General features: G+C 52.1%; 11 protein-coding genes. 4 read left to right on the forward strand and 7 right to left on the reverse strand.

Annotated elements, in window-relative coordinates; all coding sequences use genetic code 11:
- Nucleotides 1–130 precede the first annotated feature (130 nt).
- Nucleotides 131–1,750 (forward strand): hypothetical protein, encoded by a 1,620-nt coding sequence (locus Q0L39_RS01805; protein ID WP_296626633.1) that lies wholly within the window; start codon nucleotides 131–133, stop codon nucleotides 1,748–1,750.
- Between the two features lie 47 nt (nucleotides 1,751–1,797).
- On the opposite strand, the gene Q0L39_RS01810 is transcribed toward Q0L39_RS01805, so the two are convergent.
- From Q0L39_RS01810 to malQ, 5 genes are all read right to left on the reverse strand, one after another.
- Nucleotides 1,798–3,642 carry an ABC transporter ATP-binding protein gene (locus Q0L39_RS01810; RefSeq protein WP_296626634.1) on the reverse strand — a complete coding sequence of 615 codons (1,845 nt, stop codon included), beginning with the start codon at nucleotides 3,640–3,642 and terminating at the stop codon, nucleotides 1,798–1,800.
- A gap of 4 nt (nucleotides 3,643–3,646) precedes the next feature.
- Nucleotides 3,647–5,509, reverse strand: a complete 1,863-nt coding sequence (locus tag Q0L39_RS01815) for an ABC transporter ATP-binding protein (protein WP_296626635.1) — start codon at nucleotides 5,507–5,509, stop codon at nucleotides 3,647–3,649.
- 492 nt (nucleotides 5,510–6,001) lie between these two features.
- Nucleotides 6,002–6,277: a DUF3343 domain-containing protein gene (locus tag Q0L39_RS01820; protein ID WP_296626636.1), complete on the reverse strand. Its 276-nt coding sequence runs from the start codon at nucleotides 6,275–6,277 to the stop codon at nucleotides 6,002–6,004.
- A 136-nt stretch (nucleotides 6,278–6,413) separates the two neighbouring features.
- The gene (locus tag Q0L39_RS01825; RefSeq protein ID WP_296626637.1) at nucleotides 6,414–8,675 is read right to left on the reverse strand and encodes a glycogen/starch/alpha-glucan phosphorylase; all 2,262 of its coding nucleotides are present in this window, start codon (nucleotides 8,673–8,675) and stop codon (nucleotides 6,414–6,416) included.
- Between the two features lie 6 nt (nucleotides 8,676–8,681).
- Nucleotides 8,682–10,235: a 4-alpha-glucanotransferase gene (gene malQ / locus Q0L39_RS01830; RefSeq protein ID WP_296626638.1), complete on the reverse strand. Its 1,554-nt coding sequence runs from the start codon at nucleotides 10,233–10,235 to the stop codon at nucleotides 8,682–8,684.
- 392 nt (nucleotides 10,236–10,627) lie between these two features.
- Here malQ and Q0L39_RS01835 point away from each other — a divergent pair, with 392 nt between their 5' ends.
- From Q0L39_RS01835 to Q0L39_RS01845, 3 genes are all read left to right on the forward strand, one after another.
- Entirely contained in the window at nucleotides 10,628–11,653 is a 1,026-nt protein-coding gene (locus Q0L39_RS01835) for a DUF4349 domain-containing protein (RefSeq protein WP_296626639.1), read from the forward strand.
- A 196-nt stretch (nucleotides 11,654–11,849) separates the two neighbouring features.
- A complete protein-coding gene (locus Q0L39_RS01840; protein ID WP_296626640.1) occupies nucleotides 11,850–12,944 on the forward strand; it encodes a mechanosensitive ion channel family protein in 1,095 nt (364 codons plus the stop codon).
- Between the two features lie 277 nt (nucleotides 12,945–13,221).
- Nucleotides 13,222–14,076, forward strand: a complete 855-nt coding sequence (locus tag Q0L39_RS01845) for a MurR/RpiR family transcriptional regulator (RefSeq protein WP_296626641.1) — start codon at nucleotides 13,222–13,224, stop codon at nucleotides 14,074–14,076.
- A gap of 55 nt (nucleotides 14,077–14,131) precedes the next feature.
- Here Q0L39_RS01845 and Q0L39_RS01850 read toward each other — a convergent pair whose 3' ends face one another.
- Nucleotides 14,132–15,244: a peptidoglycan bridge formation glycyltransferase FemA/FemB family protein gene (locus tag Q0L39_RS01850; protein WP_296626642.1), complete on the reverse strand. Its 1,113-nt coding sequence runs from the start codon at nucleotides 15,242–15,244 to the stop codon at nucleotides 14,132–14,134.
- Between the two features lie 21 nt (nucleotides 15,245–15,265).
- Nucleotides 15,266–16,789: a UDP-N-acetylmuramyl-tripeptide synthetase gene (gene murE / locus Q0L39_RS01855; protein ID WP_296626643.1), complete on the reverse strand. Its 1,524-nt coding sequence runs from the start codon at nucleotides 16,787–16,789 to the stop codon at nucleotides 15,266–15,268.
- Nucleotides 16,790–17,112 lie beyond the last annotated feature (323 nt).

The following is a 17,112-nucleotide window of genomic DNA, read 5'->3' on the forward strand; positions in this document are numbered from 1 at the left end:
TTCTATTTTTGTACCTTAAAATTGGAAAAACTCCCTCCTAGTCCTTCTATTTTCCGATAAAATATGTTAAGATAAAGCAGAAGATAACATTGTCTGTTATGAATTTTACATAGCCAAGGAGGTTTCTCTCTTGAAAAAGATCATTTCCCTGTTGATGGGAGTGGTTCTTGCCTGCCAGGTGGCGCTGCCTGTCTTTGCTCAAACCGGCACCACCTCACAGACAACCACCGATACCACAACACAGGAAGGCCAGACCACGGACAGCACCGAGCAATCCGGTGAAACCGGTACAACTGACACAACACAGTCCGAAGGAACTTCCACCACTGGAAGCACCGAGGTCACTGCCCTTCCGACCATCACATCCGATTCCTATATCGTTATGAACGCTGACACCGGTCAGGTGCTGATCTCCAAAAATCCGGACAAAAAGCAGTATCCTTCCAGCATCACCAAGATTTTGACCACCGCGCTGGCTCTGGAATATGTTGATCCCGAAGGAGAATATACCGTCACCACCGAGGACGTCTTTCCTACCTATCCTGAGTCCTACCGATTCAGCGACAGCACCTATGTTGCCATCACACAGGACGAAAACGTCAAGGTGCTCGACCTGATCTATGGTACCATCCTTCAGTCTGCGGACGACACCGCCAACGCTCTTGCTGACTGTGCTGCAAAGGCAGCCAACCGCTCGGTTGCACTGTCCGACGGCTCCACCAGCTATACGGCAGGCTTTGTCGAAATGATGAATGAAAAAGCCAAGTCGCTGGGCTGCGTCAACTCCAACTTCATGAATCCACACGGCCTGTACAATGAAAACCAGTACACTACCGCCTATGATATGGCGCTGATTACCCGCTACGCGCTGCAGACCACCAACTTCCTGCAGTACTTCAGCCAGACCGAATATACCATGGCTTCCACCAATAAGCAGTCCTTGCCGCGCAACTGGAAACGTTCCCGCGAAGGAATGATGCTCAGCGGCAGCGACAACTACTACGAAGGCACTCTGGGCGTTGAGCTCGGCTATGAAACCCAGAGCAACCACACTGCTGTATCGGTGGTAGAGCGCGACGGCATCCGACTGATCTGCGTTGCTCTCAACTGCACCGGAAGCAACTCCTACGTCATCCAAAACGACATGACCAATCTGCTGGACTACTGCTACAATAACTTTGTACCGGTCACCTACACCGCAGCAGAGCTTGCTCCGGAAGGCTTCAAGACCCCTGTTTACGATCAGCGCGGCGAAGGCAGCCAGATGATCGGCACCGCTACCTTCTCCACCGACGGAGATTTCACCGTCCTGGTTCACAAAAACTTCTCCAAAGAGGACATCAGCGTGAGTGCAGATATCCCGGGACGTTACTATCAAAACGAGGACATGCCTTCCACGCTGACCTTCTCGATGAACAGTGCCAGTGCACAGAATGCTTCTCAGTATATGGTGCCCACCATGGCTGCTCTGAAATTACAGGTCAACGTGGTGACCTTCAGCGAGATTGAAGCGCAGAAAAAGGCAGAACGGCAGGAATTGTTTAACAAGATTTTCAATGTCGTCAAAATCATCTTCTTTATCTTCCTGGGTCTGGTGATTCTGCTGCTGATCATCCGCATCCGCAACAAGCGCAAATATAAAAAGCGCATCGCCCGCAAAAAAGCTGCTCAGGCACGGCGTCGACAACTGCAGCAGGGTTCCTCACCACAGCGAAGAGAACCACCTCGCTCCAACAATCGCAAACGATAATACACCATAAAAAAACACATCCCTGATTGGGATGTGTTTTTTTATGGTTAGCATGCTGTATTGAGCTTGGAATGCATCTCCTCCGCCTGGAACTGCTTGGAGTAGAGATCGTGGTAATAACCACCCTTGCGCAGCAGCTCCTCGTGTTTGCCCTGCTCGATGATTTTTCCATCCTTGACCACCAAAATCAGGTCTGCCTGGCGGATGGTGGACAGACGGTGTGCAATCAGGAAGGAAGTTCTTCCTTCCAACAGGCGCAGCGTTGCGTTTTGGATGAGCTGCTCGGTCTGTGTGTCGATCGAGCTGGTCGCCTCATCCAGCACAAAGATGGCTGGGTCAGCCAATACTGCCCTTGCAAAGGAGATCAGCTGTTTTTCACCGGTGGAGAGCTTATCGCCGCCTTCGCCGACATCGCTGTCATATCCATTTTCCAGATGTTCTACTACGGTATCAGCGGAAACCGCTTTCGCAGCCTCCTTGACCTCCTCATCGGTGGCATCCAGTCTGCCATAACGGATATTTTCCATGACCGTTCCCGAAAACAGATGCGGGTTTTGCAGCACATAGCCCAGCCGACTGTGCAGCCAGAGCTGACTGCGTTCGCGGTAGTCCACGCCGTCGATCAGGATACGGCCGCCGGTCGGTTCAAAGAAGCGGCAGGCAAGGTTGACCAGGGTAGATTTTCCTGCGCCGGTCTCGCCGACGATAGCGACGTTTGTTCCCGCTGGAATCTTCAGGCTAAAGTGGCTGAGCACTTCCTCCTCGCCGTCGGGATAACGGAAGGACACATCGTCAAATTCGATGTCACCCTTGATCGGCTCCCAGTTTTCCTTCTTTGGATGGAAGCTGTCGCCGTATTTTGCAACAACTTCCGGAGAATCGACGATGTTTGGCTTCTGGTCGAGCAGTCCCATGACACGCTCGATGTTTGGCTGGACAGCGATGATGTTTGCAAGCACCCTTGCCATCTGCTGAATCGGCTCAAAGATGGACACCGCATAGGTGGTGAACGCCGACAGCGTACCGATGAGCATGCCATATTCCAGCACCATCTCGCCGCCGCGATAGAGCACGATGGCGGTCGCTGCCGAGCTTGCCAGCATGACCAGCGGGATATACAGCGCATTGAGTCCCGCTGCATGTACCGATGCACTGCGCATTTCTTCGGTCAGATCTGCAAATTCGTGGGTATTTTTGTCCTCGATGACCAGCGTCTTGGAGGTCTTTGCACCCATGATGCCCTCGTTGAAGGCGCCGGTGATGCGGGAGTTGATCGAACGCACCTTGCGGTTCCAGAACAGAATCCGCTTCTGGAAGTAGGTGGTCAGCACCGCGATAACCGGCACAATAATCATGACCATCAGCGCCAGCCGAAGGTCGAGCATTGCCATCGACACAAAGGCACACAGCACATAGCTCAATGCCCAGAGGATGTCGATCAAATCCCAGGCGGTGATGGCGGCAATACGGTTGGTATCGCTCATGACACGCGCCAGAATATAGCCGACCGGCGTCACGTTGTAGTAGGAAAAGGACAGCGTCTGCAGATGGACAAAGCAGGCGCGTTTGAGGTCGCGTCCCATGCGCATCTCCACCTTCATGGCGCTGAGTGTATAGAATACGAAGCTGAGCACCTGCAGAACAATCACACTGATGTAAGCTGCAATAAAGGTATTGAATCCGTCCAGTGTTCCCTTTTCAATAAAGTTATTGACGACATAGCGCTGAAACAGCGGCAGCAGTACGTCTACAATCGAGATAATGATGTTGGTGACGATGATGAGCAAAAGCAGCCAGCGATAGGGTTTCGCAAAAGGAAACAGCCGCTTCCAGATGGAAAGCTGAAAGGACTTGTTGCTCTGCAAATCTTCGTCACGATTTGGATTTCCCATGCAATCACCTGCTTTCTGTCGAGTCGCCGGCGCTCACCTGCTGCAGCAGTTCACGGTCGGCGTTGTTCATCTGTATCTGATAAATATCCTGGTAGATTCCTTTTCTGGAGATCAGCTCCTCATGGGTGCCGATATCCGCCACTCTGCCGTTATCCAGCACCAGAATTCGATCCGCCTGCATCAGAGTGGTGATGCGGTGGGAGATGAGGATGGTGGTTGTATTGCCCATCTTCTCCTTGAGCTCGTGGCGGATCTTGGCGTCGGTCTCGGCATCCACCGCCGACAGCGAGTCGTCGAAAATCATGACCGGTGCATTCTGGGTCAGCATTCGTGCAATGGCGACACGCTGCTTCTGACCGCCCGACAAGGTGACGCCGCGTTCGCCGACAATGGTATCATAGCCGTTGGCAAAGTTCTCGATTGCCTCATCGACACAGGCCGACCGCGCTGCACCGCGCACATACTCCATCATTTCCTCGCGGCCCTTGCTTTCGCAGGCAATGCCGATATTTTCACCGATAGTGCGGGAGAACAAAAACGGCTCCTGCAAAACGATCGACACATTTTTGCGCAGATGTGCGCGGCTGATCTGGTTGATATCCACTCCACCGATGGTGATGGTTCCCTTTCCGTCCTCCAAATCGTACAGACGGTTGAGCAGATGCATCAGGGTCGTTTTGCCCGAACCGGTACCGCCCAGAATGGCAAAGGTGCTGCCCGCCGGAATGGTGAAGGACACGTCATCCAGCACAGGCTTTTGATTTTCATAGCCGAAGGTGACATGGTCAAACACGATGTCGCCGTCCATTGGCGGTGTCAGCGCCTGTGGTGGGTCGTGTTCCGGCTCGGATTGCAGGATATAGCTGACACGTTCGATCGAGACGCCGGTCTTGCTCATCTCCGAAAGGATCTTGCCCAGCGAACGCACCGGCCAGGTCAGTGTGGCATTGTAGGAGACAAACGCCAGAAATTCTCCCAGGGTAATTTCCCCGTGGACAGCGCTGACCGTTCCCACAGCGATGACGCACAGCACCTGCAGCGCCATAATCAGGTCGCCGGTGCTCCAGTAGGCGGTCATCATGTGACCCAGTCGAATCCACAGCTCCGAGAAGGCGATGTTCTTCTCATCAAAGCGGTCGATCTCAAACTGTTCGCGTCCGAAGGCGCGGACGACACGGACACCGGTCAGATTTTCCTGGACCACCGAGGACAGAACGCCTTCGGCGACGTCCGCGCTCATAAAGCGTTTGGAGATCTTGGAATTAAAGAAAAACGAATAAAACATAACCATCGGCACAAAGATGACCGCTACCAGCGAGATTTTGACATTCATGGTGAACATGATGGTCATGGTCATGACAATCAGAAAGCTGATGCGGAATACCTCGACCATCTGCGCACTGATAAAGTTGCGGATAACCTCGACGTCCGAGGTGCATCGCTGGATGATCTCACCGGTCTGGTGGGCAGTGTGCCAGGAAAACGGCAGCTTCTGGATATGTCCAAACAGCTCGTCGCGCAGCGCCTTGATGGAACTTTCCGAGGCTTTTGCCGTGTTCAGGCGCGCAAAAAAGCTGAATACACCGGACAAAATAGCGGTAATCAGCACTGCGACCGCTGCCAGCAGCAGCATGGCTTTGGTATTATCGGCGGCAAACTGCGCAATCCCCGTCCTCTGAATCCATTGCGGAAGCTCCGAGGAACCGATGACCGAGTCCACCGTCATACGGATAATCTGCGGTGTCAGCGAGTTAAATGCCGTATTGAGCACCGAACACAGCAGGCCCAGTCCGAACAGCCACAAATTTTTTCGCACAAAGCGAAAAACGACTGCGGAGGCTTTTGGCTTGAGGTTGTTGCTTTGCAAGTAAATCACTCTCCTGTCCTTATCAAAAAACTCCTTCCTCCCCTTCAAAGGCTGCCGCTTCTTTCCCCCTTGTCTGCACAGCATTTGACGGGACGCCACAAGGTCCTTTTCCCGATTTGACCTTATGGACATCAATAAAAAAAAGCATCCCTGCGTTGACAGGAATGCTTTTTAGACACATTTTCTTTGCTGCTTTGGCGCACCTTGACCCAAAGCAGACCGAACGTACCTGTTCGGTATCAACAATACTTTCGAATCGAAGGCTGTAAAAACATTCCCATCTTCTTTTGTTGATCCTTGCGGTTCATACCCATCTGATTAGTCATATTCTTATCCTCCTTCGTCGATCGTTTTCGGCTTCTAAAGCCGCTATCAGTATACTCCATCCACAGACAGATTGTCAAGGCATTTTCATCAAAAACAACAAAATTTTTTCCTCATCATCACTTTAATTTCATCATATAGCACCTTCTGTGGATTTCATCGTCATTTTTATGGCTTGCGAATAAAAATGGCTTCCGCTTTTGCATCTCCCTGCACAGGCGTTTCGATGCGGTACAGTCCCAGCGGCACGGTCTGCTCCTTTGCAAACGCACAGTAGGCCTGTTCATCCATCCCTTCAAAGCGAATTGCCAGCCCGCAGCTGGTGGAAATCGCACGAGGTGTCGGCATGATGCGGATTTCAAACTGCTCCCTTGCCTTCTTTTCGGTCTGCATGGTATCGGTCGTATTATAAAAGGACATCGCATAGTAGACGTTTTGTTCCATCGTTTTCTCTCCCAACAATTCAAAAGGTTTTTTTAGTCCAGTCCATTGTGTCACAGGAACTTTGCAGCCGTCAAATTGTTTTTTGCGATAAGAAGCGAGGAGCAAATAGATAAAATCTATTTGCTCCTCGCTTTCTTTACAGTTTCCAGATGTCGTGGTTGTATTGTGCGATGGTGCGGTCGGAGGAAAAATATCCTGCGCCTGCAATGTTGTAGAGCATCTTTTTGCTCCAGGCGGTGCGGTCCTCATAGTCACTGAGCATCCGCTCCTTGACTTTGATGTAGTCCTTGAGATCCAGCAAAGTCTTGAACCAGTGCTTGCCCACGATCTCTTTGTACAGGCGGCACAGCGGCAGCACGTCACCGATGCGCAGCAGCTTTTTGTCGATGATAAAATCGACCAGCTTTTCGATCTCGGGATTGCTGTCGTACAGTTTTCCTGCGTGATAGCTCTTTTGTGCATACAGCTTGATGACCTCATCGCTGGATGCACCGAAGATGTAGATATTCTGCTCACCCACCAGGTCGTGAATCTCGACGTTTGCGCCGTCCATCGTTCCCAGCGTGACTGCGCCGTTGAGCATCAGTTTCATGTTGCCGGTACCGCTTGCCTCCTTGGATGCAAGCGAAATCTGCTCGGAGATGTCGCAGGCGGGAATCAGCTTTTCGGCGTAGCTGACGTTGTAGTTCTCCACCATCACAATCTTGAGATACGGGTCAACCTCTGGGTCGGAGGCAAACAGCTGCTGCAAACACAGGATCAGATGGATGATGTCCTTGGCGATGGTGTAGGCCGGCGCAGCCTTGGCGCCGAAAATCATGGTGATGGGGCGCTTTGGCAGAATGCCCTGCTTGATCTGGAAATACTTCCAGATGGCGTACAGCGCGTTCATCTGCTGGCGTTTATACTCGTGCAGGCGCTTGATCTGGATATCATAGACCGAATCAGGGTCGATGCGGACTCCCTCCCGCTGCAAAATCTCCTGTGCAAGTGCCGCCTTGTTTTGATGTTTGAGTTCCAGCAGCGTTTGCAGCACCGCTGGGTCATCGGCAAAAGCAGAAAGTTTTTTTAGCTGCATGGCGTCCTTCTTAAAGCCGTCGCCAATCAGCGAGCTGATATAATCGTTGAGCTTCGGATTGCACAGCATCAGCCAGCGGCGGAAGGTGATGCCGTTGGTTTCGTTGTGGAACCGCTCAGGATAGAGATGATAGAACGGTGCAAGCTCGCTCTCCTTGAGGATGTCGGTGTGCAGCTTTGCCACACCGTTGACCGAAAATCCATAGTGGATGTCGATGTGTGCCATGTGTACCTGTTCCCGCTCGTCGATGATGGCGACCGCAGGATCAGAAAAAGCGGCTTTGACCCGCTTATCCAGATGTTCGATAATTGGGATGAGCTGCGGCACCACCTGCTCCAGATAGGCAAGCGGCCAGGTTTCCAGCGCTTCGGCGAGGATGGTGTGATTAGTATAGGCACAGGTCTTGGAAACGATGCGCACCGCATCGTCCAATCCAATTCCCGACTCAACCAGCAGGCGAATAAGCTCTGGAATAATCATGGTCGGATGGGTGTCGTTAATCTGGATGACCGCTGCTTCTGCCAGCTGGTCGAGCGAATAGCCGCGGCGCAGGGTATCCTGCAAAATCTGCTGGGCGGCGGCGCTGACCAGAAAATACTGCTGATAGATGCGCAGCAGCCGTCCCTGCTCGTCGCTGTCGTCGGGATAGAGAAACAGCGTCAGATTGTGGCGGATGTCCTTTTTGTCAAACGAGATGCCCTCGCTGACCAGTTCCTCGTCCACCTGCTCCAGGTCGAACAGTCGCAGCGGAATGACATGGTCGGCGCCGTAGCCGGTGACATCCAGCTCAAACATTCTGGCCTTGACCTGTGTCTCCCCAAAGTTGACCGGAAAGACGGTGTCGGTTTTGCGCAGCCAGCCTTCCTTTTCCAGCCAATGGTCAGGATACTCATGCTGGCTGTTATGTTCAAATTTCTGCCGGAACAAACCGAAGTGGTAGCAAAGTCCAATGCCTTCTCCATTTAGATTTAGAGTAGCAATCGAATCGAGGAAGCAGGCGGCAAGCCGTCCCAGGCCGCCGTTGCCCAGTGCCGGCTCCGGCTCGACCTCCTCGAGGGCGGCAAGGCTTCTGCCGTGCGCTGCAAGCAGCTGATTTGCCTGTTCATACAATCCCAGATTGAGCAGATTGTTGCTCAGCAGCCGCCCAATCAAAAACTCGGCGGACAGGTAGTATACCTTGCGTCCCTTGTCGTCCTTCTTTACAAGGCGGGCAGTCTGCTCCTTGACAAACGAGAGCATCGCCGCATACAGCTGCTCATCGGTGCAGTCGTCCAGTGTGGTTTTCTGTTTTGCCAAATATTCTGTCAGATAGTGTTCCATCTGTTGTCAGTCCTCCTTTGTTTGCTGCACCGCGCGCAGACCGCTGCGGTAATTGGGCAGTCTCCAGCTGGCCTGTGTGAGCCTGCGGATGCGCTCGGCGAGCTTTTTGTCTGCGGCGCCCTCACGCATCCTCCACTCCCAGTTGCCGCCCACAGTGGACGGCAGGTTCATCCGGCAGTCGGTTCCCAGATTGAGAAAATCCTGCATCGGCGCAATCGCCAGCTCACAGGGACTGGTCCATGCAGCGCGAATCATGCCCCAGGCAAACTGCTTTTTATGCGATACACCAAGATAAGCGGCAGCAGCTTCCCGTTCCTGCTTGCCTGCGGTGTGTGCCCATCCACGGGTGGTATCGTTGTCGTGGGTGCCGGTGTAAATCACCGCTCGTTTTGGACAGTTGTGCGGCAGATAACCGCTCTCCTCCTCAGGAGAAAAGGCAAACTGCAGCACCTTCATCCCAGGGAAGCCGCACCGGTCGCGCAGCTGTTCGACGTCCTCGGTGATAAAGCCGAGGTCTTCGGCGATCAGCGATACCTTTGGAAGCTGACGGCGCACCGCAGAAAACAGCTTCATGCCAGGTCCCTTTTCCCACACGCCATCCACCGCTGTTTCGGCTTTTGCGTCGATGGCGTAGTAGCCGGCAAAGCCGCGGAAGTGGTCGATGCGGGTGAGGTCAAACAGCCGGCTCATCGCCGCAATGCGTGAAATCCACCATGCAAATCCTTCCTGCTCCATCACATCCCAGCGGTAGAGCGGATTGCCCCAGAGCTGACCGGTCTTGGAAAAATAGTCGGGCGGACATCCCGCTACCCGCAGCGGGCGGCAGTCGGCATCATATTCAAACAGGCGGGTATTTGCCCAGGTATCGCTGCTGTCAGGTGCAACATAGATGGGAATATCCCCGATGAGCTTGACACCCTTACAGTGGCAATAGCTGCGAAAACGCTCCCACTGGTCATAGAACAAAAACTGGACAAAACGGTGGTAGTCGATTTCCTCTTTGAGCAGCGTGCGATAGGACTGCATCGCCTGTGGACGGCGCAAACGGATGTCCTCCTCCCACTGCTGCCAGGGCTTCTGACCCTGCTGTTCTTTGACCGCAAGATAGAGTGCATAGTCATCCAACCACCATGCCTCCTTGTCAAAAAACTGCTCTGCACGCGCCCAGAGACCGCTGTCCTGTCTGGCACGCTGGAAAGCAAGATGCAGCAGCGCTGTTTTCTGCTCCCTCACTCTGTCAAAATCCACCCGCTCGGTCTGCGGTCTTCCCTTTTTATCAAGCGCCGCCCAGCTTCTCTGTTCACATTCTTCGCACGTCAGCAGGCCCTGACCGATCAGCTCCTCCAGGTCGATGAGCAGAGGATTTCCCGCAAAGGTCGAATCGCTCTGATAGGGTGAATTGCCATAGCCGGTCGGCCCGATGGGCAGAATCTGCCACCAGCTTAAACCAGCCCTGTGGCAAAAATCCGCAAACCGTCTGGCACTGGCTCCCAGAGTACCGATGCCGTATCGTCCTGGCAGGCTTGTGATATGCATTAAAACACCGCTGCTTCGCTTCATCATGTTCTCCCCTTTACCGGTGATGTTCTATTTTTGGCAGAACCGACTTTCGCCTTGGTTCTGCTGGTAAATATCGGTATTTTCTGTTTTATTTTACCGCAAAACCGCTGCTTTGTATAGAACAGCTCCGCTGCATTTTATCCCTCTCCAACAGACAAATTGGACGCCGGAACAAGTTTCTGTCCTTTTCCGGTCGCATCCGTAAGAAAATATCACCAATCCATCTTGGTTTTTCTGAACGATTTACCAAAAATTTTAAAAACTTTCTTTTTGCTGCAACAAATTCCTGCTCTTTCCTCCACTTTAAAGGCAGAAAGGAGAAACACTGCAACATCAAACCACTTTTCTTATAAAATCATTCCGGCATCTGCCACCAGAAAGGAGCATGAACTATGAAGAAAAATCATCGGATGCGACAGATCCTCTGCATTCTGACCACCATCGCTGTTGCATGGAGCTTTGCAGCCTGCGGCGCAAGCAGCGGCGGCAGCAAAACCGAAAGCATGATGCAAAACTCCGCTTCCTACGCTTACGACGCCGCCTACGAGGAAGAAACCGGAGTCACCGAAGAAGCCATGTCAGCGGATACAACCTCCACTGCTGGAGAAAACGGCGCCCTGAGCAGCATCAGCCAGACCCAAATGCCGGAAGATCTCAACCTCAAGCTGATCTGGACGGCAAACGTCTCGATGGAAACGCTCGAATTTGACCAGAGCATCCAGGACATCAACGCGCTGGTCAGCGAACTTGGCGGCTTTGTGGAGTCCTCCTCCACCTCGGGCGGCTCGGACAGCCGCGGCAACTACATCAACAAGTATGCTTACTTCACCCTTCGGATTCCTTCCGAAAAGCTGGACGGCTTTATAGGACAGCTCAACGACTGCGGAACCATCACCAGTCAGGATCTCTCCAGCAAAAACATCTCGCTGCAATATGCCGACACCGAAGCGCGCAAAAAAGCGCTGGAAACCGAATACGACCGACTGCTTGAACTGATGGCACAGGCCGAAAGCATCGACGCGGTGGTTACCATCGAGTCGCGCCTGTCCGAGGTTCGTCTGCAGCTGGATTCTCTCTCCTCCCAGCTGCGCACCTATGACAATCTGGTCGATTATTCCACCGTCTATCTGAACATCCAGGAAGTACGCAACATCACCGGCACCAATGCCGTCACCATCGGCGAACGCATCAGCAACGGCTTCTCGGAGACGCTGTACAACCTCCAGGTATTCTTTGAAGACCTGATCGTCTTTGTCGTTGTCAACATTCCGATCTTCCTCATCATTGCTGTTGTCGTTATCATCGCACTGCTCGTCCTGCGTGCCCTTCGCCGCAGTGCACGCAAAAAGGAAGCTGCGAAATCGCTGCCGGACATCAATCCATCCGAACAGAAAACGGAGGACAAACAGAACGATTGATTTGTTCTGACAATCATTTCCATCTCTGACAATATTGGTTTATTCAGGGGACCGGAAAGCTTCCGGTCCCCTGAATCTGGTCATTTCAATTGAATTTCATTTGCAAACGCAGTCAAAACATGGTACACTCATTAAATAATGGTCGAGCTTGTCTGTGTCATTCTTCGGCCAACATTACCGAAAGGACGTGATATGTTTGTTTATCAATCTGTTCTCTGACATCATCGCCAGCAATCTCTGGTTGTTCCGACTTCTCGCTTCTATCGCCATCTTTCTGGCTTTCTGGTGCTTCAAGGCCCTGATTACCAAACTGGTGGTCAAGGGTTTGGACAAAGTTCTCAACCGCAAACGTCAGATCGCTGACCATGCCACCCTGACCTTCGTCCTTACACCACTCAAAACGCTGCTTGCTGCCAGCGGTATCTATCTGGCGCTGATCAATCTGGATCTTGGCAACGGATTCGACAGCTTCTGGCTGAAGGCTTACCGCATCAGCTTTATCATTGTGATCACCTGGATTCTGCTCCGTCTGTGCGAATGCACCTCGGACAGTCTGTTCCATTTTAACCGGAAGCTGGACGAACAGCTGGATGTCAGCCTCGACAAAACCATCATCACTCTGCTCAAAAAGATCGTCAAGGTGCTTATCCTGATCGTAGCAGGAATTGCTGTGCTGAGTGAAACCGGCATCAATGTCACCACCGTCATCACCGGTATCGGACTCGGCGGTCTGACCTTCGCGCTGGCTGCACAGGACACCGCACAGAATCTGTTCGGCGGTCTGGTCATCCTGTTCGACAAGCCATTCTCGGTGGACGATTGGATCTCCACCTCCTCGATCGAAGGTGTGGTGGAGGACATCAACCTGCGCTCCACCCGTATCCGCACCTTCCCTAACTCGCTGGTCATCGTTCCAAACTCCAGCTTAGTTTCTTCTCCTATCACCAACTGGTCCAAGATGAACAAGCGCCGTGCCTCCTTCTCGATTGGTCTGACCTATGATACCCCGATGGAGAAGATGCAGACCTGCGTTGCCCGCATCACCGAGATGGTCAACCAGAATCCAGAGGTTATTCCATCGGATACCGTTGTTCGTTTTGATACCTTTGCCGACAGCAGCCTGAACATCTCGCTGGTCTTTTTCACCCGTCCAACCGGTTATGCAGACTTCCAGCGCATCAAAGAGGCGGTCAACTACGGTATCATGCAGATTGTGGAGGAAGAGGGACTGAGCTTTGCCTTCCCAACCCGCACACTGTATGTAAATTCTTCCGAAGCTTCTCAAAATTAAAACTTTACTTTTTAACCTCTTTTGGAGACAGAAAAATTATTTTCTGTCTCCATTTCTATTTTTACTTTACTTTTTTTGCAAAAATAAAAGTGTTTGTTTTACTTTCTGATATTTTTTTACAGAAAAATAGATTCTTTTTTAAAGAGCACTTTACATTCTGATTTTTTTCCTGTACAATTTGTAGTATAAAATGATCGTTATCTGTTCCATATCCCTTGCTTTACCACAGGAACAGCTCCTCATTCAACATTATTCTACAAAGGACAGGACAAAAAGCATGGACGTTATTCAAAGAATTCACAGCCTTTATCCCGAGATGACAAAAAAGCAGAAAAGCATTGCCGATTATCTCCTGGAGTTTCCTGAGGATATCTCCTATATCACCCTGGCACAGCTCAGCCGCGCCACCTCCTCGTCGGAGCTGACCCTGCTTCGCTTCTGCCAGAAGGTAGGCTATCCCAACTTCCTGGAGCTGAAAAATGCCTTTCGTGAGTACACACAGAACATGGTCAAGCTCCTCTCGTCGCCGCAGTACTTTGTTCCCGACACCACCATCACCGATGCCGACGGAAAATCCGAGCTGCTGCGTCAGATCTGCCGCGAGGAAGCGGATGCCAGCCGAGAGTTTTTCTCCTCGCTGGACCTTCTTTCGATCATCTCGGCAGCAGAAGCTGTCCGCAAGGCAAAGCGCATCTTCATCTGCGCCCACGATATTTCCCATATTCTGGCGGAGTTTCTGCTGGCAAGGCTCAAGCTGCTCTACTTTGATGCTTACCTCATCGAGCTTGGCGACCTTAGCGACACCGAGGACAAGCTGGACAAGCTGACACCGGACGATCTGGTCATCTTCATCGCCTTTCCAAAGTATTACTACCCGCTGAGCAGCATCGCCAAAAATGCCTTCTCCCATGGCTCGGTGATCCTGACCATCACCGACAGCATCTCCTCTCCGACGGTGCAGTACAGCAAGCACATTCTGCTGTGCCATACCGCTACCCGCGTCTTTTATAACTCGCTCAATCTGCCAATGGCTCTGGCAAACCTGCTGCTGTCCTATCTGGTCATCGACCTGGGACCGGATTATCGCAGCCGCGATCTCAGCAATGCGCCTTCCTCTCCTTCTGCAAAGTAAATATCCGATAAAACAGCAACCGGCGCCTTCCGTTTGGAAGGCGCCGGTTTTGCATTTACTTGTGTTCTTCTTTGGTTTCCTGTGTTTCCTTTGGCGGCTGTGCTGCCTGACGAGGCTGGTCGTGGTGGTTTTTCTTTGCCTTCATGCGCTGCAGCTTTGGCAGCAGCTTTGCAAAGCCTGCGTAAATGAGCGGGTTATATACCTTGTCAAACTCGCCGATAAACTCGGTCGCGCCTTCGCGGCGGCAGAAGCCCTCTTTAAACTTATACAGACCATTGGTTTTATCCAGAATAAAGACTCCGCCAAAGTCATAGATTTTCGAGCCATTTTCATAGCCCCAGCGGATCATCTCCGCCTGCATCGCATAGTTTGGCATCAGATTGCGCTTGTTGTTCGAGCTTGCACCGTAGATATACCAGGTCTTGTGGCCGTAGTGGATACAGATGGCGCCGGAAAGCGCCTCTCCCTCGTGCTCTGCCAGATAGACGCGCAGAAGGTCGCTGCCCTCATAAGCCTGCAGCATCCGACGGAAGTACTCATACGGACGATGACCAATTTTATCGCGGATGGCAGTGATTTCGTACAGATTAAAGAATTTTTTGAGGTCCTCCTCACTTCTCGACCAGCGTACCGTCACTCCCTTGCGGGCAGAAAGACGGATATTGTAACGGGTCTTTTCGCTGAAGTGCGGCATCAGCTCATCAAAGGACGGTTCATCCAGATTGAGAATCATGTTATAACGCGGCTGAATCAGGTCGTACTTGTCGCAGCCATCGTTGCGCACCTGCAGTCCCAGTTTGCGGTATTCCTGTTCCAGCTCGGGCATTCTGGGCAGCTCTGGGTCAAAGCGCAGCATAAAGGCATGGTATTTCTTTGCCAGCGGCTTTGCTTCGTCGATCAGCCGCATGACCAGTGCAGTATCGTGAAGGTCACAGATCGGTGCACGCGGCGCGTACATCATCGAAAATCCACCCAGAATCTTTCGGATAATCAGTGACATCGCTGCAATGATCTTTCCATCTTCCTCCAGATATACCTGCTCTCCGATCCATCCATCTTTGACCTTTTCCCAGGCCAGGTCCTGTGTCGCATTGGCATAGGGGGAGGTCCGCACAAAGTTTTGATATTCCTCGACCTTTTTCAGGTCGCTGTGATTTAAAATCGGCATCTGTTGTTCACCCCTGTTCTATCATATCGAAAGCAACCGCTTGGCGATTGCCAGGTCGGATTCATAATATACATATTCTCCCCTGACCTTCTGATATACCTCCTCGCCCTTGGCTGCCAGCACAATGACATCCCCAGGCTGGGCGGTGGTGATTGCTTTTTCCACTGCCTGTGCGCGGTCCTCGATGATCTCATAAGGAGTATGATACGGTTCTACAAAGGAGGCAATCTCCTCGCAGATGGTGCGCACATCCTCAAACTGCGGGTCCTCAGCGGTCAGATAGAGGTAGTCGGCATTCTGTCCGGAGAGTGTGCCGATGTCGCGGCGGCGCAGGAAGGCTTTGCCGCCAGGACAGCCGACGACAACCACAATTCTGCGGCCTGGATAGTCCGCCTTGAGCGATTCATACAGCTTTTTGAAGCTGAGGTAGTTGTGTGCATAATCGACCAGCACGGTAATGCCGTCCTTCTCAAAAAGGTTCATGCGGCCCTGCACCTCGTTTTTGAGCAGACCTTCGCGGATCGACTGTTCGTCCACACCCAGCGCTGTCGCCGAGGCGATGGCAGCCAGCGCATTCTCCACATTGAAGCGTCCTGCCATGTGGATGCGCCACTCCTGCTCCTTCATGCCATGACTGGTAGTGAAGGTAAAGCCGACATCCTCCTTGCGGATGTCACGCAGCACCCAGCAGTCCTCGTCGTCGAGGTCGGCAGTTGCCAGTGTACCGAAGGTGATGACCCGTTTAGCATGGGCGCGTGCACGGTCGAGCACCCGCTGTGCATGGTCCATGTCGCGGTTGATGACTGCGGTCTTGCAGTGCTCCATAAATTGCAGCTTGCAGGAGAAATAGTCCTCGAAGTCGGTGTGTTCCAGCGGACCGATGTGGTCCTCGCCGATGTTCAAAAACATGCCCAGGTCATATTCCACCCCGTAGACACGGTTTAATTTGTACGCCTGCGACGAAACCTCCATCGTCAAAAAGGAGATGCCGCTGTCGCGGGTCTGCGCAAAATAGCGCTGGAGATCGGGCGATTCCGGCGTGGTCAGGTGCGCCTCATGCTGCTCGACGCCGGTATCCACCTCGACGGTGGAGAGCACCGCACTCTTTGGAACGCCGCACAGCTCAGGATGGCTCTTGCAGAAGGTGTCCAGAATGTTCTTCATGAAATAGGTGGTGGTAGTCTTTCCCTTGGTGCCGGTCAGTCCCACCAGACGGAAGGACTGGTAGGCGTGATGATAAAATTCGATCGCCACCAGGCTCATTGCCTTGCGAATGTCACTGGTGATGATGCAAGGCAGCTGGACATCGTAGCGCTGCTGCGCAAGATAGACACCTGCGCCCTTGGAGATGGCGTCCTGAAGGTAGGCTTCCTTGAAGGAAGCGCCCTTGCAGATGAAAAAGGTGTTTGGCTGTACGTCCGCAGAGCTGTACGAGAGGTAATCAAAAGGATGATTCAGCAGCTCCTGCGGGCAGGAATATTCAACAAGCAGGTTGTCCTTGTTCAAAAGATCGACAACCTGCTGGATGGTAATGGAGTCATTCATCGTCAAAAATGTCCTTTCCTGTGATAATATCAGTATGTCTTTCTTATTATATCATGTTCTTACCTCAAAACAAGACCCAGCTTGTTAAAAGAAACTGCAAAGGATATGACCGTTTTGTTGTCTTTGTGTATCCGGCAGCGCATAAGCTGTAACAGGTTTTTCTGATTCTTCCCCACAAGACATGTTCTGTATACAAAATCAATACAAAAACCTTACATTTCCTGCGCGGCAGCTCTGGAAGAAAGTCGATTTCGGTGCTATAATTGTTTAATAAATAGAAAAATCGGGAATTTTGCTGGTAATTTTGTACCCCGATCAAATCA

This window comes from uncultured Negativibacillus sp. (genome assembly GCF_944388365.1).
Classification (GTDB): domain Bacteria; phylum Bacillota; class Clostridia; order Oscillospirales; family Ruminococcaceae; genus Negativibacillus.